Source organism: Nocardioides sp. SRI_004, assembly GCF_057586415.1.
The window spans coordinates 129279-148448 of record NZ_JBYCZV010000011.1; the positions used below are offsets into that span (position 1 = coordinate 129279).

At 71.3% G+C, this 19170-nt stretch carries 16 protein-coding genes and 1 tRNA gene; 4 read left to right on the top strand and 13 right to left on the bottom strand.

The window, feature by feature from the left end; genetic code table 11:
• The first annotated feature begins 15 nt into the window (after positions 1 to 15).
• Positions 16 to 1362 carry a cation:proton antiporter gene (locus AC2YHB_RS16485; RefSeq protein WP_179648245.1) on the top strand — a complete coding sequence of 449 codons (1347 nt, stop codon included), beginning with the start codon at positions 16 to 18 and terminating at the stop codon, positions 1360 to 1362.
• Here the strand turns inward: AC2YHB_RS16485 and AC2YHB_RS16490 are convergent.
• The 4 genes from AC2YHB_RS16490 to AC2YHB_RS16505 all read right to left on the bottom strand — a co-directional run bounded on the left by AC2YHB_RS16490 (position 1302) and on the right by AC2YHB_RS16505 (position 3962).
• Positions 1302 to 2204, bottom strand: coding sequence for an alpha/beta hydrolase (locus AC2YHB_RS16490; RefSeq protein ID WP_179648246.1), 903 nt, complete (start codon positions 2202 to 2204; stop codon positions 1302 to 1304). The two genes, AC2YHB_RS16485 and AC2YHB_RS16490, sit on opposite strands and share 61 nt — an antisense overlap.
• Positions 2205 to 2324: 120 nt before the next feature.
• A tRNA-Ser gene (locus AC2YHB_RS16495) sits at positions 2325 to 2414 on the bottom strand.
• A 71-nt stretch (positions 2415 to 2485) separates the two neighbouring features.
• Positions 2486 to 3121 (bottom strand): hypothetical protein, encoded by a 636-nt coding sequence (locus AC2YHB_RS16500; protein ID WP_179648247.1) that lies wholly within the window; start codon positions 3119 to 3121, stop codon positions 2486 to 2488.
• A gap of 193 nt (positions 3122 to 3314) precedes the next feature.
• Entirely contained in the window at positions 3315 to 3962 is a 648-nt protein-coding gene (locus AC2YHB_RS16505) for a hypothetical protein (protein WP_036549019.1), read from the bottom strand.
• A 185-nt stretch (positions 3963 to 4147) separates the two neighbouring features.
• On the opposite strand from AC2YHB_RS16505, the gene AC2YHB_RS16510 reads away from it, so the two are divergent.
• The 3 genes from AC2YHB_RS16510 (at position 4148) to AC2YHB_RS16520 (ending at position 7438) form a co-directional block, all read left to right on the top strand.
• Entirely contained in the window at positions 4148 to 5353 is a 1206-nt protein-coding gene (locus AC2YHB_RS16510; RefSeq protein WP_179648248.1) for a GAF domain-containing protein, read from the top strand.
• A 91-nt stretch (positions 5354 to 5444) separates the two neighbouring features.
• Positions 5445 to 6968, top strand: a complete 1524-nt coding sequence (gene exaC, locus AC2YHB_RS16515; protein WP_179648249.1) for an acetaldehyde dehydrogenase ExaC — start codon at positions 5445 to 5447, stop codon at positions 6966 to 6968.
• Between the two features lie 89 nt (positions 6969 to 7057).
• Positions 7058 to 7438 (top strand): DUF779 domain-containing protein, encoded by a 381-nt coding sequence (locus AC2YHB_RS16520; RefSeq protein WP_179648250.1) that lies wholly within the window; start codon positions 7058 to 7060, stop codon positions 7436 to 7438.
• A gap of 203 nt (positions 7439 to 7641) precedes the next feature.
• Here AC2YHB_RS16520 and pyk read toward each other — a convergent pair whose 3' ends face one another.
• The 9 genes from pyk to AC2YHB_RS16565 all read right to left on the bottom strand — a co-directional run bounded on the left by pyk (position 7642) and on the right by AC2YHB_RS16565 (position 19043).
• On the bottom strand, positions 7642 to 9084 hold the full coding sequence (gene pyk / locus AC2YHB_RS16525) for a pyruvate kinase (protein WP_179652061.1): 1443 nt from the start codon (positions 9082 to 9084) through the stop codon (positions 7642 to 7644).
• Between the two features lie 167 nt (positions 9085 to 9251).
• Positions 9252 to 10763, bottom strand: coding sequence for an L-arabinose isomerase (gene araA / locus AC2YHB_RS16530; protein WP_487354290.1), 1512 nt, complete (start codon positions 10761 to 10763; stop codon positions 9252 to 9254).
• Between the two features lie 62 nt (positions 10764 to 10825).
• Positions 10826 to 11503, bottom strand: coding sequence for an L-ribulose-5-phosphate 4-epimerase (locus AC2YHB_RS16535; RefSeq protein ID WP_036549033.1), 678 nt, complete (start codon positions 11501 to 11503; stop codon positions 10826 to 10828).
• Complete coding sequence (gene araB / locus AC2YHB_RS16540) at positions 11503 to 13179, bottom strand: ribulokinase (protein WP_487354291.1); 1677 nt, start codon at positions 13177 to 13179, stop codon at positions 11503 to 11505. Before araB ends, AC2YHB_RS16535 begins: the two co-directional genes overlap by 1 nt.
• A complete protein-coding gene (locus AC2YHB_RS16545; RefSeq protein ID WP_487354292.1) occupies positions 13176 to 14177 on the bottom strand; it encodes a LacI family DNA-binding transcriptional regulator in 1002 nt (333 codons plus the stop codon). Before AC2YHB_RS16545 ends, araB begins: the two co-directional genes overlap by 4 nt.
• Before the next feature lie 26 nt (positions 14178 to 14203).
• On the bottom strand, positions 14204 to 15217 hold the full coding sequence (gene yjfF, locus AC2YHB_RS16550; RefSeq protein ID WP_179648254.1) for a galactofuranose ABC transporter, permease protein YjfF: 1014 nt from the start codon (positions 15215 to 15217) through the stop codon (positions 14204 to 14206).
• On the bottom strand, positions 15214 to 16311 hold the full coding sequence (locus tag AC2YHB_RS16555; protein WP_487354293.1) for an ABC transporter permease: 1098 nt from the start codon (positions 16309 to 16311) through the stop codon (positions 15214 to 15216). The genes yjfF and AC2YHB_RS16555 overlap by 4 nt, the downstream gene beginning before the upstream one ends.
• Positions 16304 to 17890: a sugar ABC transporter ATP-binding protein gene (locus AC2YHB_RS16560; RefSeq protein ID WP_242530376.1), complete on the bottom strand. Its 1587-nt coding sequence runs from the start codon at positions 17888 to 17890 to the stop codon at positions 16304 to 16306. Before AC2YHB_RS16560 ends, AC2YHB_RS16555 begins: the two co-directional genes overlap by 8 nt.
• 166 nt (positions 17891 to 18056) lie before the next feature.
• Positions 18057 to 19043, bottom strand: coding sequence for an ABC transporter substrate-binding protein (locus AC2YHB_RS16565; RefSeq protein ID WP_207007084.1), 987 nt, complete (start codon positions 19041 to 19043; stop codon positions 18057 to 18059).
• Positions 19044 to 19170 lie beyond the last annotated feature (127 nt).

Genomic DNA, 19170 nt, shown 5'->3' on the forward strand with positions numbered 1-19170 from the left:
GCGGAGGGAGACGGTGTGACGGCTGACCTGGCCTATCTCGTCGCGGGCGGAAGCCTCCTGCTGGCGATCGTCCTGCCCGTGCTGCTCGACCGGTGGGCCATCTCGGCCCCGATGGTGCTCGTCGCGGTGGGCGTCGTCATCGGCCTCTCGCCCCTGCCCGACGGCCTTCCCGTCGAGCCGACGGAGAACCGGGCGCTCATCGAGCACGTCACCGAGCTCGTCGTCATCGTCGCCCTGATGGGGGTCGGCCTGGCCCTCGACCGGCCACTGGCGATGAGGAGCGCCCGGTCCTGGCGGTCGTGGGGCTCGACGTGGCGCATGCTCGGCATCGCGATGCCCCTGTCGATCCTGATGGTCACCGCCATCGGGATGCTGGCCGGCCTGGGACTGGCCGCCGCCCTGCTGCTGGCGGCCGCCCTCGCGCCCACCGATCCCGTCCTCGCCTCGGACGTCCAGGTGGCCGGGCCCAGCACCGGCAGCCACGAGGTCGACGAGCCCGACGAGCTGCGCTTCACCCTGACCAGCGAGGCGGGCCTCAACGACGGCCTCGCCTTCCCCTTCGTGTACGCCGCCGTCCTGATCAGCACCGGCGTCATCTCGACCTCGGACGGCGTGGACTGGTCCGGCTGGCTCGGCTGGCTCGGCTGGTACGCCGTCGGCAAGGTCGTCCTCGGCGTCGGCATCGGCATCGGGGTCGGCCGCCTCCTCGCGCGGGTCGCGTTCCGCTCGGCGAGCCGGTCGCTCCGGGTGGCGGAGCGGGGCGAGTCGCTGACCGCGATCGCCGCGCTGGTCACGGCGTACGGGCTGACGGAGGTCTGCGGCGGCTACGGGTTCCTCAGCGTCTTCGCGTGCGCGATGACCTTCCGCTCCGCCGAGCGCGCCCACGACTACCACGCGGCCATGCACGAGGTCACCGAGCGGCTGGAGCGGCTGCTCACGCTCGGCCTCCTGCTCGCCCTGGGCATCGCGCTGAGCCGCGGCCTGATGGACGACCTCGACTGGCGCAGCGTGGTGATCGGCCTCGGCCTGCTGGTGGTGGTCCGGCCGCTGTCCGGCTGGATCGCCCTGCTGGGCTCGCGCAGCGGGATGAGCGCGGCCCAGCGCGCCGCGGTCGCGTTCTTCGGGATCCGGGGCATCGGCTCGGTCTACTACCTCGCCTACGCGACCGGTGAGGCGCCGGGACTCGCCACGGACTGGATGTGGTCCACGGTCGCCTTCACGATCACGACGTCCGTGGTGCTGCACGGCGTCCTGGCGACCCCCGTGATGCGGCGGATCGGCGAGGGGCCCGACGATCCGGCTCAGGAGGCGAGCGCGCCGCCGAGGAAGGCCAGCACCCGCGGTGCCATCCGCCGCCAGTAGCCGCTGTCGTGGTCGCCCAGCTGGAACCCGCCCGCGGGCGGGTCGGCGAACCCCTCGACGTAGTCGCGGCTCGTGGCGTAGAACGGATCGCCCTTGCCGCAGTCGACCCGCACCGCGATCCCGTCCAGCTCCCGCTGGCGGCCCATCACGGTGACCCGCTCGAAGTCGGCGGCGTCGTCGTACGCACCGGGTGCCGTGTCGTCGTAGTCGTGCCACAGCGCGGGCGACAGCGCAGCGACGGCCGCGACCCGGTCGGGACCGAGGACCGACCCGAGGTGGAGGGCGCCGAAGCCGCCCATCGACCACCCGACGAAGCCGATCCGGCCGGTGTCGAGGCCGGCCTCGGCGAGGCGCGGCAGCAGCTCGTCGAGGACCATCGCCTGCGCCCGGTCACCGTCCGCGCGGTCGTGCCAGTAGGTCTCGTCGCCGTCGATGCTCGCGATGGCGAAGGGCGGTACGCCGCGGGCGACCGCGTCCGCGAGGAAGCGGTCGAGCGCGAGCCGGTCGCGGCGGAAGGCGCTGGTGTGGCTCTGCCCCCTTCCGTGCAGGGCGACGACGACCGGCAGCGCCGTCGTGGCGGTAGGACCCGGCGGACGCGCGAGCGCCCAGCCGACGTCCCTGCCGCGCGCCCGGGAGCGGAAGGACGCGAAGTCGAGCCGGCCGGGCGCCACGTCGGGCGCCACGCCGTCGGCGCCGTCGTGGCCCAGGTGGTGGTAGAGCGAGGCCTTGCCGGGGAGCACCTCCAGCTCCACGCCGGCCAGGGCGGCACCGCCGGCGGCGAGGGCCGTCGTACCTCCCCACAGCAGCCGGCGGCGGGTGATGCGTGTCGGGCGCCTGGTCATCCGCACCTCCTTCGGACGTACGACGCCCGTCCCCGGCTGCCGGTTGACAGCGATCGCCGCGCGGAGTGCAGCGAAATGCAGATCGGACCGGGCCCCTTGCGGGACCCGGTCCGGTCTGGCTGGCGGTGGCGGAGGGATTTGAACCCTCGGTGGACTTGCGCCCACAAACGCTTTCGAGGCGTTCTCCTTAGGCCGCTCGGACACGCCACCGCCGGGAAGGTTACCGGAGGGTGACGGGAGGCCGGAAATCCACCCGCCCGTCAGCTCCGGGGGCGCTCACCTCAGTGGTTGACGCGCCCGTGGGTCGGCCGGCTCGCGAAGTCGAGCCCGCTCGCGCTGCCGGTGGGCGTGTAGACGGCGCTGATCTCGCCGCCGTACAGGAAGGAGCCGCTGCCGTCCTCGGACACCACGAGCTGCACGGTGTGGCTGCCCTTGGCCGCCGGCACGACCAGCGTGGTCGAGCCCGACTGGCCGGGGCCGCCGTCGGCCTGGAAGTCCAGCGCCTTGTAGGCATCGACCACCTTGCCGTCGATCCGCAGGGCGTAGTTCAGGTAGCCGACACCGGTGAGGGTGGCGTCGTCCTCGGCGTAGAGGCTGGCCGTGACCGTGAGGTAGCCGGCCCTGGCCAGGGAGAGCGACTTCGACACGACGGGCGTCCAGGCAGCGGTGGTGAAGTCGTTCGTCGTGGTGTTCTTCATCGCGCCCCACGCCCGGGGCTCGTCGGCGATGTCGACGTGGGTCAGGCTGGCGTCCTTGATGTCGGCTCCGGTGACGGTGCCGTTCTTGATCTGCGCGCCGGTGATGAGCGCGCCCGCGACCGCGCCGCCCGTCGTACCCAGCAGCAGGGCGACGACGAGCAGGGCGAGGGCGAGGGGTGAGAGGCGGCCGGCTGACCGACCGATCCCGGAATTGCGCATGACGGATCTCCTTGGGGGGATGGGAGCGTCCCGCAGGGAGCCTGCGGAGCAATCCGACGCTGGCACCGGGGTCTCAGCCGTGCAGGCAAACGGGACATTCTTTACCGACGCCGCCGATCGGGTACGACGAAGCGGGGGCGCCGTCTCCGGCACCCCCGCCCGTCTCGGCGTGGATCAGTGTGATCAGCGTGGATCAGCGGTTGGCGATCCGCGGGTGACCGGTGCGCGGCGTGAACGCCGAGCCGCTCTTCGAGCCGGTCGGCGACCAGACCACGTTGACCGAGCGCTCGCGGATGAACGTGCCGCTGGCGTCGTCACGCGCCACGAGCGAGACCGTGTGGGTACCGGCGGTCACGGGGAGCACGATGCTGGTCGAGCCGTGCTCGGAGAAGTTGGTGCTGCTGGTGTCGAGCACCGTGTGGCTGGTGACCGTGTTGCCGTCGACCCGGATCGCGAAGGGCAGGTAGCCGTCCGAGCCGAGCGAGGCGTCTGCCTCGACGTACAGGTTGGCGGTGACGAACACGTAGCCCGCGCGCGGGACGGTGAAGCTCTTGCTCACGATCGGCGTGAACGAGTTCGCGGTGAAGTCGTCGATCCAGCCGCTCGAGCCGTAGCCCAGGCTGGCGCCGTAGACACGGGGCTCGTCGTTGATGTCGGTCGCCGTCAGGCTCCCGTTCTTGATGTCGACACCGGTCACGGTGCCGTCCTTGATCTGGGCGCCGGTGATCAGCGCACCGGCGACGGCGCCGCCGGTGGTGCCGAGCAGCAGCGCGACGACCAGGAAGGCGAGGGCGAGGGGCGACAGGCGGGCGGCGGACCGACCGGACTGGGTGATGCTCATGGTGAATCTCCTTTGGGGGAACGGAAACCTTCAGCCCCTCGGAGGCGCCGGCAGCCCGCCCTGATACATCCACCCCGGAAAAACCTCGTCCGGACGTTGCAACGTCGATGCAACGTTGCGTCGGCATCGTCGATCGGAACGAGAGACGCTGGTCACACGGGGGACGAAGGTTGTCTACTGGACTCATGACGCAGGAGCCCGCACCGCAGGGCATGCGGGCGGAGGTCGCTGCCTCCTGGGAGCGCTCGGCCGCGGCCGGCGTCGACGTCGGCCAGGCCGAGGCCCCGGTGACCCTCGACGTCCCGGACCTGCGCGGTCAGCGCGAGGCCCACCCGCTCGCGCGCGTCTTCCCGCTCCTCGACGACGTCCTCGGCCGCGAGGTCCGCGACTGCGGCGCCGTGATGGCCCTCGCCGACGCCGAGGGCACCCTCCTGTGGGTCTGCGGTACGACGGACCGGCTCCGCCACGCCGAGCGGATCGGCTTCGTCGAGGGCAGCAACTGGGACGAGCGGCTGGCGGGCACCAACGCGCCGGGGCTCGCCCTCGCCACCGGCCGCGACGCGTTCATCACCCGCGACGAGCACTTCCGCTCCTCGGTGCGGTCGTGGAGCTGCGCCGCGACCCCGATCCACGACCCGGGCACCAGCCAGGTGCTCGGCGTCCTCGACGTGACCGGAGGCGACGAGATCGTCGTCCCCCAGACGATGGCGATGGTGCGCGCGGCCGCCCGCCTCGCGGAGGCCGAGCTCGCCCGGCACCTGCCGCCCCCGCCGGTCGCGGACCGCCCCACGGGACTGCGGCTCCTGCTCGAGCTGCTCGGCCACAACGAGGCGCTGGTGACGGTCGACGACGGCCGGGGCAAGCTGACCCGGCTGCGCCTGTCGCGCCGCCACAGCGAGATCGTGGCCCTCCTCGCCTCCTCCCCCGGCGGCCTCACCGGCGACGAGCTCGCCGTGATGCTCTACGAGGAGGACGGCGGCACCTCCACGCTGCGCGCCGAGCTCAACCGGCTGCGCGGGCTGCTCGGCGAGGAGCTCCTCGCCTCGCGCCCCTACCGGCTCACCGCCCCGGTCACCGGCGACTGGCTCGCCGTCGAGGCCCAGCTGGCGGCGGGCGACCTGCGCTCCGCGATGAAGGGGTACGGCGGCCCGGTGCTCCCGCGCTCGACCGCGCCCGGCGTCGTCCGGCTCCGCGAGGCGCTGGCCGCGTCCCTGCGCCAGGCCCTGCTGCGCTCCCGCGCGCCCGAGCTGATGTCGGCGTGGACCCGGTCGGGCTGGGGGCGCGACGACTACGACATGTGGCTGGCCCAGGCGGCCGTCGTACCGGCCAGCTCGCCGATGCGCGCGCTTGTCGACGGCCAGATCGCCCGTCTGGACAGGGAATTGGCGTAGCCGCTCCTGCGGCAACGGATCTGCAACGTTGCGGCTCCTACCGTCGTGATCGCCGTCACACCGACGATCCCGACACCGCTCTGGAGCAACCATGACCGTCTACGCAGCACCCGGACAGCCCGACTCCCTCGTCTCCGTCGCGAGCCGCTACGGCCACTACATCGGTGGCCAGTGGGTCGACCCGATCAAGGGCGCCTACTTCGAGAACATCTCGCCGGTCAACGGCAAGCCGTTCACGGAGATCGCCCGCGGCACGGAGGAGGACATCGAGGCCGCCCTCGACGCCGCCCACGCTGCCGCTCCGTCGTGGGGGAAGACCTCCACGACGGAGCGGGCCAACATCCTGCTGAAGATCGCCGACGTGATGGAGGCCAACCTCGCCTCCATCGCGGTCGCCGAGACCTGGGAGAACGGCAAGCCGGTCCGCGAGACCCTCGCCGCCGACATCCCGCTCGCGATCGACCACTTCCGCTACTTCGCCGGCGCGCTGCGCGCCCAGGAGGGCTCGATCGGCGAGATCGACGAGAACCTGATCGCCTACCACTTCCACGAGCCGCTGGGCGTCGTCGGCCAGATCATCCCGTGGAACTTCCCCATCCTGATGGCCGTGTGGAAGCTCGCCCCCGCGCTGGCGGCCGGCAATGCCGTCGTACTCAAGCCTGCGGAGCAGACCCCGTGGTCGATCCTCAAGCTGATCGAGCTGATCGGCGACCTGCTGCCGGCCGGCGTCGTCAACGTCGTCAACGGCTTCGGCGTCGAGGCCGGCAAGCCGCTGGCCTCCTCGTCGCGCGTGGCGAAGGTCGCCTTCACGGGTGAGACCACGACCGGCCGGCTGATCATGCAGTACGCCAGCCAGAACATCATCCCGGTGACCCTGGAGCTCGGCGGCAAGAGCCCGAACATCTTCTTCGAGTCCGTGGCCAACGAGCGCGACGCCTTCTACGACAAGTCGCTCGAGGGCTTCGCGATGTTCGCCCTCAACCAGGGCGAGGTCTGCACCTGCCCCTCGCGCGCCCTCGTGCAGCGCAGCATCTACTCCGACTTCGTGCACGACGCCGTCGCGCGGGTCGAGAAGATCAAGCAGGGCAACCCGCTCGACGACACCACGATGATCGGCGCCCAGGCCTCGAACGACCAGCTCGAGAAGATCCTGTCCTACATCGAGATCGGCAAGGAGGAGGGCGCGAAGCTCCTCACCGGTGGCGAGCGCAACGTGCTCGAGGGCGACCTCGCCGAGGGCTACTACGTCACGCCGACCATCTTCGAGGGCGACAACTCGATGCGGATCTTCCAGGAGGAGATCTTCGGCCCGGTCGTCTCGCTGACCGGCTTCGACGACGAGGCGGACGCCCTCAAGATCGCCAACGACACCCTCTACGGCCTCGGCGCCGGTGTCTGGTCGCGCGACGGGGCCCAGGCCTTCCGCGCGGGCAAGGAGATCAAGGCCGGCCGCGTGTGGACGAACAACTACCACGCCTACCCCGCCCACGCCGCGTTCGGCGGCTACAAGCAGTCGGGCATCGGCCGCGAGAACCACAAGATGATGCTCGACCACTACCAGCAGACGAAGAACCTGCTGGTGTCGTACAGCCCCGACGCCCTCGGCTTCTTCTGAGCCGACGGCAGCCACCTGGTGCGGGGGACGTATGACGTCCCCCGCACCGGGGACCACTGCACCACCGACACCACCATCCAGGAGGATCCGTGCCCAGCAGGGTCGATGTCACCGAACCGGCGGCGGAGCTGATCCGCAGCCTCACCGAGGCGCACGGGCCGGTGATGTTCCACCAGTCCGGCGGGTGCTGCGACGGGTCGGCGCCCATGTGCTACCCGGACGGCGACTTCCTGCTCGGTGGCGCCGACATCCACCTCGGCGACCTCGACGTCGGCCTGGACCGGGCGGTCCCGGTGTGGATGTCGAAGGCGCAGTTCGAGTACTGGTCGCACACGCACCTGACGATCGACGTCGTCAAGGGACGCGGCGCCGGCTTCTCGCTCGAGGCGCCGCACGGCGTGCGCTTCCTCATCCGCTCGCGGCTGCTGACCGACGCGGAGCACACCGAGCTCACCGAGGCGACGGCGTGATCGCCCGGGAGGTCGCGCTGCTCGCGCGGGACCTGCTGCTGTGGGCGGTGCGGTCGCGGGCTGGCGGCGTACGGATGTAACACGCTGTCCGCCGATCTTCCCGGCACTTCTCAGGGCCGACACGCCGGAAATGCCGCCGATCTGCCCTGAAGCTCGCCGAGCAGTTCGGCGAACAGCGTGTTACTGCAGCCGCGCGGCGAGGATCAGCGCTGGCCGATCCGGTGGATCCAGAGCGCGTTGGTCGAGCCGGGCACTCCCGGCGGGCTGCCCGCGACGATCACGACGAGGTCGCCCTCGAGCACCCGGCCGGTGCGCAGCAGCTCGTGGTCGACCTGGGTGACCATGTCGTCGGTGTCGAGGGGCGGCGCGGTCAGGTAGGTCTCGACGCCCCAGCTGAGCGCGAGCTGGGCGCGCACCTTCGGGTCCGGCGTGAAGGCCAGGACGGGGATCCGGCTGCGCAGGCGGGCCACGCGACGGGCCGAGTCGCCGGACTGGGTGAACGCGACGACGTACGTCGCCCCGGTCCGCTCGGCGACCTCCTCGGCGGCCTTGGTGATCACCCCGCCGCGCGTGTGTGGGTCGAACTCGATCCGGTCGAAGCGTCCGAACTGCTGGTCGTCGAGGGCGCTGCGCTCGGTGGAGGCGATGATCCGGGCCATCGTCTCGACGGTGGTGATCGGGTGGGCGCCGACGCTGGTCTCGCCCGACAGCATCACCGCGTCGGCGCCGTCGAGGACCGCGTTGGCGACGTCGCTGGTCTCCGCGCGGGTCGGCGCCGGGTTGGTGATCATCGACTCGAGCATCTGGGTCGCGACGATCACCGGGCGCGCGTTGCGGCGGGCCGCGACGATGACCTGCTTCTGCAGGAAGGGCACCTCCTCGAGCGGGCACTCGACGCCGAGGTCGCCGCGGGCGACCATCACGCCGTCGAAGGCGCGCACGATCTCGTCGAGGTTCTCGATGGCCTGCGGCTTCTCGATCTTCGCGATCACCGGGACACGGATGCCCTCCTCGGCCATGATCGCCCGCACGTCCGCAGCGTCGGAGGCGTTGCGCACGAAGCTCAGCGCGACCACGTCGACGCCCAGGCGCAGCGCGAAGCGCAGGTCTGCGGTGTCCTTCGCCGAGAGCGCCGGCACGGAGACCGCGACGCCCGGGAGGTTGATGCCCTTGTGGTCGCTGACCGGTCCGCCGACGAGCACCTCGGTCACGACGTCGGTCTCGCTGACCTCCACCACCCGCAGCCGGATCTTGCCGTCGTCGATCAGGATCGGGTCGCCCGGGCGCACGTCGCCCGGCAGGCCGTCGTACGACGTCGCGCAGATCTCGCCGTTGCCGTCGACGTCGCGGGTGGTGATCGTCCAGCGCTGGCCCCGGCGCAGCACGGTGGCGCTGGCGAAGCGGCGCAGCCGGATCTTCGGCCCCTGCAGGTCGGCGAGCACCGCGACCGCGTGGCCGCTGGCCTCCGACGCCTCCCGCACCCGGCGGTAGACCTCGGAGTGGTCGGCGTGGGTGCCGTGGCTCATGTTGAGCCGGGCGACGTCCATGCCGGCATCGACGAGCGCGCGGATGCGGCGCTCGGAGGCCGTCGCCGGACCGAGCGTGCAGACGATCTTGGCGCGGCGACCGCGCGGGAGGGCCGGCACGCGCTCGGCGGCCCCGTCGGCGTCGGCGTCGATCACGGGGTCGGGGCGGTCGAGTAGGCCGGTCACGGCAGGTCTCCTTGAGGGGAAGGAAGTGGATGCACCGGGGGCCGCCGGCTGGCGGGCTGAGCGACCCCCGGTGAGTCTATTGGATCGATCCAATCAACCGATCAGAGACCCTCGGCGAGGCGGTGGTACGCCGCACTCCACCGGAGCTCGCGCTGGAAGGCGCGGGGCGTGGTGTCGGCGTCGATCACCGCGACCTCGACCCCGCTCATCTCGGCGAAGTCGGCGAGCACCTCCACGCCGATCGCCTTCGACAGCACCGTGTGGTGCGGTGCGCCGGCCATCAGCCAGGCCTCGGCCGAGGTGGCGAGCGAGGGCCGGGGCTCCCAGACCGCGCAGGCCACCGGCAGCTGCGGCAGCGCCTCGTCGGGCTCGACCACGTCGACCTCGTTGACCGTCAGGCGGAAGCGGTCGCCGAGGTCGGAGAGGCCGGCGACGACGGCGGCGCCGGGGTCGGCGGTGAAGCGCAGCCGCACCGGGTCCTCCCGACCGCCGATCGAGAGCGGGTGGATCTCCAGCGACGCGCGGTCGTCGGTGAGGGTCGGGCAGACCTCGAGCATGTGCGCGCCGAGGATCTTCTCCTCGCCCGGGACCAGGTGGTACGTGTAGTCCTCCATGAAGGAGGTGCCGCCCGGCAGGCCCTCGGCCATCACCTTCGTGGCGCGCAGCAGGACCGAGGTCTTCCAGTCGCCCTCGCCGCCGAAGCCGTAGCCGTCGGCCATCAGCCGCTGCACGGCCAGGCCGGGCAGCTGCCGCAGCCCGCCGAGGTCCTCGAAGTTCGTGGTGAACGCGCCGAAGCCGCCCCCCTCGAGGAAGGTGCGCAGACCGGCCTCGATCCGGGCGCCGTACCGCAGCGACTCGTGGCGCTCGCCGCCGGGGAGCAGCTCGGGGGCGATGGCGTAGAGGTCGGCGTACTCGGCGACGAGCTTGTCGATGTCGGCGTCGGCGACCTGGTCGACGACGGCGACGAGGTCGTTGACGCCGTAGGTGTTGACCGAGACGCCGAAGCGCAGCTGGGCCTCCACCTTGTCGCCCTCGGTGACGGCGACGTCGCGCATGTTGTCGCCGAAGCGGGCGAGCTTGAGCTGGCGGAGCTCGGCGCGACCGCGGGCCGCGCGGGCCCACTCCTCGATCCGGCGGCGGACGACGGGGTTCTCGACGTGGCCAGCGACGGTCTTGCGCGGAACGCCCAGGCGGGACTGGATGTAGCCGAACTCCCGGTCGCCGTGGGCGGCCTGGTTGAGGTTCATGAAGTCCATGTCGATCGTCGACCAGGGCAGCGCCATGCCGGCCTGCGTGTGCAGGTGCAGCAGCGGCTTCTGGAGGGCGTCGAGGCCGGCGATCCACATCTTCGCCGGCGAGAAGGTGTGCATCCAGGTGATCAGGCCGACGCAGGCCGGGTCGAGGTTGGCCTCGAGGACCTGGCGGTGGATCGCGGCCGCGTCGAGCAGGACCGGCTTCCACACGACCCGTACCGGGAGGTCCGACAGCTCGGCGAGCCGGTCGGCGATGGCGCGCGACTGCTCGGCGACCTGGTCCAGGGTCTCCGGTCCGTAGAGCGACTGGCTGCCGGTGAGGAACCAGATCTCCTGCTCGGCGTTGGCGTTGGCGGTCACGTGGTGCTCCTTGTTCTCAGGCGCCCCCGAGGGCGTCGTGGTGGTGTTGGCCGGTCAGCGGGTCAGCGCTGGCCGTAGACGTTCTGGTAGCGGTCGTAGAGGGCGTCGACGCTGGGCTGCGCGATCGGGATCGGCTGGCCGAGCTGTCGGGAGAGGTGCACGGAACGGGCGACGTCCTCGCACATGACGGCCGCCTTCACGGCGGACCTCGCGTTCGGGCCGACGGTGAAGACGCCGTGGTTCTGCATGAGGACGGCGGGTGAGCGGCTCTCGCGCAGGGTCTCGACGATCCCCCGGCCGATCGAGTCGTCGCCGATGATCGCGAACGGCCCGACCGGGATCTCCCCACCGAACTCGTCCGCGCACATCGTGGTGACGCACGGGATCGCCTCGCCGCGCGCGGCCCACGCCACGGCGTACGGCGAGTGGGTGTGGACGACACCGCCCACGTGGGGCAGGTGGCGGTAGACGTAGGCCTGCGCCTCGGTGTCGGAGGACGGCGCGTGCTCGCCCTCGACGACCTTGCCGTCGAGGTCGCAGACGACCATGTTGTCCGGCGTGAGGTCGTCGTACGAGACGCCGCTGGGCTTGATCACGAGCAGGTCGTGGCCGGGCACCCGGGCCGACACATTGCCGGCGGTCCACACGACGAGGCCGTACTTGGGCAGCTCGGCGTGCAGCGCCGCGACCTCGCGGCGGACCTGGCGGATCGTCTGGTCGACGTCGGTCACGACGCTCATCAGGACTGCTCCTTGCCCGCGACGGCCTCGCGCCGGATCGCCTTGAGCCGGCGCATGGCGGTCACGCCGCGGCCGAAGTGGTCGTGCAGCTCGCGGTACTCCGCGAACAGCCGGTCGTAGGCCTGCGCCCGGGTCTCGTCCGGCACGTACACCGCCTTGCGGACCTTGCCCATCGCCTTCGCGGCCGTGGGTACGTCGGGGTAGGCGCCCGCCGCGACGGCGGCGTGGATCGCCGAGCCCAGCGCGGGGCCCTGGTCGGAGTCGATGACCGACAGCGGCAGCCGCGTGACGTCGGAGTAGATCTGCATCAGCAGCGCGTTCTTCTGCAGGCCGCCCGCGACGACGAACTCCTCGACCGGTACGCCGCTGTCGCGGAAGGTCTCCACGATCACCCGGGTCCCGAAGGCGGTCGCCTCGAGCAGCGCGCGGTAGACGTCCTCCGGCCTCGTCGCGAGGGTCAGCCCGACGACGAGGCCGGAGAGCTCGTGGTCGACCAGCACCGAGCGGTTGCCGCTGTGCCAGTCGAGGGCGACCAGGCCGTGCTCGCCGATCGCCTGCTGCGCGGCCAGGCGGGTGAGGTGCTCGTGCACCGACTCCCCCGCCGCCGCGGCCGTCTCGGCGTACGACGCCGGGACCGCGTTGTCGACGACCCAGCCGAAGATGTCGCCGACCCCGCTCTGACCGGCCTCGTAGCCCCAGCGGCCGGCGATGATGCCGCCGTCGACGACACCGCACATGCCGGGGACCTCGCGGAGCACGTCGGCGCTCATCACGTGGCAGGTCGACGTGCCCATGATCGCGACCATCTGGCCGGGGTCGACGGCCTGCGCGGCCGGTGCGGTGACGTGCGCGTCGACGTTGCCGACCGCGACGGCGATGCCTTCGGGCAGGCCGGTCCAGGCCGCCGCCTCGGCGGTCAGGCGACCGGCGGCGGCGCCGAGCTCGCCGACCGGATGAGCCAGCTTGTCGGCGACGAAGCCGCCGAAGCCGGGCGCGAGCGCCTCGAGGAAGTCGGTCGACGGGTAGGCGCCGTCCTGGAGGATGCCCTTGTAGCCGGCGGAGCAGGCGTTGCGGACGTACTCCCCGCAGAGTTGCCACACGATCCAGTCGGCGGCCTCGACCCAGTGCTCCATGCGGTCGTAGAGATCGCGGTCCTCCTCGAACAGCTGGAGGCCCTTGGCGAACTCCCACTCCGAGGAGATCAGCCCGCCGTAGCGCGGCAGCCAGGCCTCGCCGCGCTCCTCGGCCAGCCGGTTGATCCGGTCGGCGTGCGGCTGGGCGGCGTGGTGCTTCCAGAGCTTGACGAAGGCGTGCGGGCGGCCGGCGAGCTCGGGGAGCTCGCACAGCGGGGTGCCGTCCGCGAGGGTCGGCACCATCGTGCACGCGGTGAAGTCGGTGGCGATGCCGATGACGTGGGCCGGGTCGATGCCGGCGGCCGAGACCGCCGCAGGTACGGCGATCCGGAGCACCTGGCGGTAGTCCTCGGGCACCTGCAGCGCCCACTCCGGCGGCAGCGCCTCGCCCGTCCCGGGCAGGGCGGTGTCGACGACCGCGTGCTCGTAGGCGTGCACGGCCGAGCCGAGCTCGGCCCCGTCGGACACCCGGACGACGACGGCACGGCCCGAGAGGGTGCCGTAGTCGACGCCGATCGTGTACTGCTCCTGGCCCGCGCTCATCGGGGGGTCTCTCCTCGTTCTCGTGGTTCGTGGGTGCTGGCCCGGACGACCAACTCGGGCTCGATCAGCCGCTCGGGTGCGTCCTCGTCGTTGATGGCCGACCGCAGGATCTGGATCGCGCGGCGTCCGACCGCGTCGAAGTCCTGGCGGACCGTGGTCAGGGGCGGGATGAGGTACGCCGCCTCGGGGATGTCGTCGAAGCCGACGACGCTGATGTCGTCCGGGACCGAACGGCCGGCCTCGCTCAGCGAGCGGAGCAGGCCGAGCGCCATCTGGTCGTTGGCGCAGAACACGGCGGTCACGTCGTCGCGCGCGGCGATCTGCCGGCCGGCCTCGAAGCCGCTGCGGGCCGACCAGTCGCCCTCGACGTGCAGCAGCGGGGGCAGCCCGGCGTCGTACATGGCGTGGCGGTAGCCGGCGAGACGGGCGCGCGCCTCCGTCCACGCCGACGGGCCCGAGACGTGCAGGATCCGCTCGTGGCCGAGGTCGACGAGGTGGCGGGTGCCGGCGGCGGCACCGGCCACCTGGTCGACACCGACGGTCCACTCGGCCTTGGCGTCGTCGCCCTCCACGACGACGACGGGGACGCCGCGGCCGGCGTGGGCACGGGCCGCGTCGACCGCGTCGTCGTTGGCGGCGATGAGGACGATGCCCTCGACATGCTGGTCGCGCAGGTGGTCCATCGCGTCGACGAACTCGTCACGGGTCTGCATCTGCACGTTGACGGAGCTGACGAAGTAGCCGGCGTCGCGGCCGGCCGCCTGGATCGCGCGGTGCACCGTGCTCGGGCCCCAGAACCCGCTGCGGGAGCCGATCACGCCGATCGTCCCGGAGCGACGGGTGACCAGGCTGCGCGCGGCGGTGTTGGGCCGGTAGCCGAGCTGGTCGATCGCGCGGAGCACCCGCTCGCGGGTCTCCGGGCGGAGGTTCGTCTGGCCGTTGACCACGCGCGAGACGGTCTGGTGGGAGACCCCGGCGAGACGGGCGACGTCCGCCATCACCGGGATCCTTCGGGGCGCCTCGCTCATGTCGCCTGCCGCCGCGTCATGAGGCGCTGGATGACGACGAACACCAGGAGCAGCACGCCGATGGCGATGCGGGTCCACCACGAGGTGAGGGTGCCGTCGAAGGTGATGAAGGTCTGGATCACGCCGAGGACGAGGACGCCGACCAGCGCACCGAACACGTAGCCGCGCCCGCCGGTGAGCAGGATGCCGCCGATGACCGCCGCCGCGATGGCGTCGAGCTCCATGCCGACCGCGTGCAGGCTGTTGCCCGACGGGGTGTTCAGGGCGAAGAGCAGGCCGCCGAGGCCCGCGCAGAACCCGCTGACGGCGTACACGCCGACCTTGACCGCGCCGACCCGCAGGCCCATCAGCATCGCCGACGACTCGTTGCCGCCGATGGCGTAGACGGTGCGCCCGAAGCGGGTGAAGGCGAGGACGTACGCCGCCACCACGACCGCGACCAGGGCCACGACGACCGACCAGCGGATCCAGTACGTCGACCACAGGGTAAGCGGCTCGTAGGCCCACTTCATGAAGGTCTCGTCGGTGATCGGGATCGACTCGATGCTGATCAGGTAGGCCACGCCGCGGGCGAGGAAGAGGCCGGCGAGGGTGGCGATGAACGGCTGGATGTCGAAGTAGTGGATGAGCAGGCCCAGCACCGTGCCGAGCAGGGTCGAGACGACCAGTACCGCCAGGATCGCGGCCGGCAGGGACCAGCCGGACTGCAGGGTCTTGGCCAGGATCATCGTCGACATCGCGACCACCGAGCCGACCGAGAGGTCGATGCCGCCGGTCAGGATCACGAAGGTCATGCCGACCGCGAGCACGATCAGGTGCGCGTTGTTGATCATCAGGCTGAGGAAGACCTGCGGGTCACCGAAGTTCTCGTAGCGCACGCTGCCGGCACCGAACATCCCTGCGAACAGGGCGATCGTGACGATCAGCGGGAGGAACCGCGGCGGCGGCGAGTAGGTGCGGATCCGGTCCCACAGCGAGGTGGTGCCGACGGTGGCGACTGCGGCGCTCATACCGGGTTTCCCTTCGAGACGGCGGGGCGTCGTACCCGCAGCGCGGCACGCGCCCGCGGCGACTGGAGGAGGCACACCGCGACGACCACGACCGCCTTGAACAGGTAGTTGGCCTCGGACGGGATGCCGACGTTGGGGATGGTGCGGGCCAGCGTGGTGATGAACAGCGCGCCGACGAGGGTGCCCGCCAGCGAGAAGCGCCCGCCGGTGAGGGCGGTGCCGCCGATGACGACCGCGAGGATCGCGTCGAGCTCGATCCACAGGCCGAGGCTGTTGGCGTTCACCGAGTTGGTGTTGGCGGCGATGATCAGGCCGGCCAGTCCGGCGCAGAAGCCGCCGAACACGTAGACGGTCCAGATGATCGTGCGGGCCCGCACGCCGGCCAGGCGGCTGGCCTCGGGGTTGATGCCGACGGCCTCGATGAGCATGCCCAGCGCCGTACGACGGGTGAAGATCGCCGCCGCCACGACCATCCCGACCGCGATCAGCGAGGCGATCGGCAGCCCGAGGACGTAGCCGGTGGCGAGGTCGCTGAAGGTGTCGTTGTTGACGGTGGTGATCTGTCCGTCGGTGACGAGCATCGCCAGGCCGCGGCCCGCCACCATCAGCACGAGGGTGGCGATGATCGGCTGGATGCCCAGCACGGAGACGAGGAAGCCGTTCCAGACGCCGAGCACCACGCAGACCGCGAGGGCCCAGGTGCAGGCCATGATCGCCGTGGTCACGGCTGCCTCGTCGCCGGCGCCGACGATCCGCGTGCAGGCCACCGCGCCGGCGATGGCCGCGATCGCACCGACGGAGAGGTCGATCCCTCGGGTGGCGATGACCAGGGTCATGCCGAGCGCGACCAGCAGGACCGGCGCACTGTTGCGGGCGATGTCGATGACGTTGCCGTAGAGGTGGCCGTCCTGGATGCGCACGTTGAGGAAGGACGGCGTCGCGACGACGTTGACGACCAGGAGCAGCAGCAGGGCGAGGATCGGCCACACCAGCGTGCTGCCGAGGAAGCGGGTCACCAGCGTCGGGCGCGCAGCGGCGTGGCCGCTCTCGCCGGTCGGCGCCGGGCTCGGGGCCGGGGTCAGGGTGTCAGTCACGGGAGGTCTCCTCCTCGGTCCGGGAGCCGGCGTCACCCTGGCCGGCGATGATCTCGAGGACGTCGCTCACCGTGACGTCGTCGTTGCGGCGCTCGTCGATCTTGCGGCGGTCGCGCATCACGACCAGGCGGTCGCTGAGGCGCAGCACCTCCTCCAGCTCGGCGGAGATGAAGACGACGGACATGCCCTTCTCGGCCAGCTCGGCGACCTTGGCCTGGATCTGCGCCTTGGCCCCGATGTCGATGCCGCGGGTCGGCTCGTCGAGGATGAGCAGCTCGGGCTCGGTGATCAGCCAGCGGGCGAGCAGCACCTTCTGCTGGTTGCCGCCCGACAGGTTGCGCATCAGTGCGTTCGGGTCGGCCGGCCGGATGTCGAGGGCCTTGATGTACTCGTCGACGAGGCGGGTGCGCGTCGACTGCGGGATCGGGCGGAGCCAGCCCCGGGAGGCCTGCAGCGCGAGCAGCATGTTGTCGGCGACGGTGAGATCGGCGATCACGCCCTCGGCCTTGCGGTCCTCGCTCGAGAACGCGACCTTGCGGTCGATCGCGTGGCGCGGGCTGCGCAGCTTCCGGCGCTCCGACCTGATCTCGAGGGTGCCGTGGTCGGCGGTGTCGGCGCCGAAGAGGAGGCGGGCCAGCTCGGTGCGGCCGGAGCCGAGGAGGCCGGCGACACCGACCACCTCGCCGTCGTACAGGCAGAGGTCGGTGGCCTCGAGCGAGCCCTTGCGGCTCAGGCCGACCGCCTTGAGGACGGGCTCACTGGCGGTGACGTCCTTGGCGGCAGCGCGGTCGAGGCGCTCCAGGGCCTCGAGCTCGCGGCCGATCATCAGCTTGACCAGCTCGAGCTGGCTGGTGTCGGCGACCATCCGCTCCTCGACGAGGCGGCCGTTGCGCAGGATCGTCATGCGGTCGGCGATCGCGTAGATCTGGTCGAGGAAGTGGGAGACGAAGACGATGGCGACGCCGTCCTCGCGCAGGCGGCGCATGACCTCGAACAGCTTCTCGACCTCGTCGGCGTCGAGGCTGGAGGTCGGCTCGTCCAGGATCACGACCCGCGCCTCGACGTCGACCGCGCGGGCGATCGCGACGAGCTGCTGGATGGCGATCGGGTGGTCGCCCAGCATCGAGCGCGGGTCGATGTCGAGGCCGAGTCGCTCGAGGGTGGCGGCGGCGCGGCGGTTCATCGCGCGCACGTTGATGCCGCCGAGGAAGCGGGGCTCACGGCCGAGCAGCATGTTCTCGGCGACGGTGAGGTTGGGGACCAGGTTGACCTCCTGGTACACCGTGCTGATGCCCGCGGCCTGGGCCGCGGCCGGCGTGGAGAACTGGTGCTCCTCGCCGCCGACGACGATGGTGCCGGAGTCGATCGTGTAGACGCCGGTGAGCGCCTTGATGAGGGTGCTCTTGCCCGCGCCGTTCTCGCCCATGAGGGCGTGCACCTCGCCGGGCAGGAGCCGCAGCGAGACGCCGTCGAGGGCACGCACGCTGCCGAAGGTGATCGAGATGTCGCGCATCTCGATCACCGGCTCGGGGGTCTGCGCCGCCGGCACGCCGCCGGCGTGCTGCGTCGTCGTGGTCACCGATCGCTCCTCGTGCGTCGTCGTCATCGTTCTCTCCGGTCGCTCTCTCGGGGCTCTGCTTCGTGGGCTGCCCCGGTGCCGGCGGGCCCGCCACGGTGGTGGCGGACCCGCCGGAAGGGGTGGCACGCGCCCCCGGAAGGGGAGGAGGGCGCGCGCCCGGGCCTGCTCAGTACTTGCGGTCCGCGAGCACCTCGGTGGCCTGCTCCTGGGTGAACGTGGTCTCCTCGGTGACCACGCGCTCCGGGACCTCCTCGCCGGCGACGACCTTCTCCGCGAGGTCCATCAGCTGGTCGCCGAGGAGCGGGTTGCACTCGACGATGAAGTTGATCTTGCCCTCGGACAGGGCGGTCATTCCGTCCTTGACGGCGTCGACCGTGATGATCTTGATGTCCTTGCCGGGCTCGAGGCCGGCGGCCTCGATCGCCTCGATGGCACCCAGGCCCATGTCGTCGTTGTGGGCGAAGACGACGTCGATGCCCTTCTCGGAGTTGAGGAAGGACTCCATGACCTGCTTGCCGCCGTCGCGGGTGAAGTCACCGGTCTGCGACTTGCTGATCGAGATCTTCGAGTCGGAGGCGATCGCGTCGGCGAAGCCCTCGGCGCGGTCGATGGCCGGCGCGGCGCCGGTGGTGCCCTCGAGCTGGACGACGTTGACGTCGCCGTCACCGTCGACGTCGGCGTCGGCCGCGTTCTCGACGAGCCACTCGCCGGCCTTCTTGCCCTCCTCGACGAAGTCGGAGCCGAGGAAGGTCTTGTAGAGCGAGGTGTCCTTGCTGTCGACCGCGCGGTCGGTCAGGATGACCGGGATGTTCGCGGCCTTCGCCTCCTGGAGGACGGCGTCCCAACCGGTCTCGACGACCGGGCTGAACGCGATCACGTCGACCTTCTGCTGGATGTAGGACCGGATCGCCTGGATCTGGTTCTCCTGCTTCTGCTGGGCGTCCGAGAACTTGAGCTCGATGCCCGCGCTCTTGGCCGAGGCCTTGATCGAGTCGGTGTTCGCGGTCCGCCAACCGCTCTCCGCACCGACCTGGGCGAAGCCCATCACGATCTTGCCGTCGTCCTTGCCGGAGCCGGAGTCGTCGCTGCCGCAGGCGGCGAGCGCCGCTGCGCACATGAGGACCGCGCTGGCGGCGGTCACGGTCTTCTTCACCACTGGAATTCCTCCACAGTCTGTCGGGCTTGTCCGCCCTGTGACCGGTGTCACTGGGGAAGAGTGTGAGCGCTAACATTCTGTGACGTCAAGGGGTTCGGGACCACGAATCCGAAGAAATGTGAAC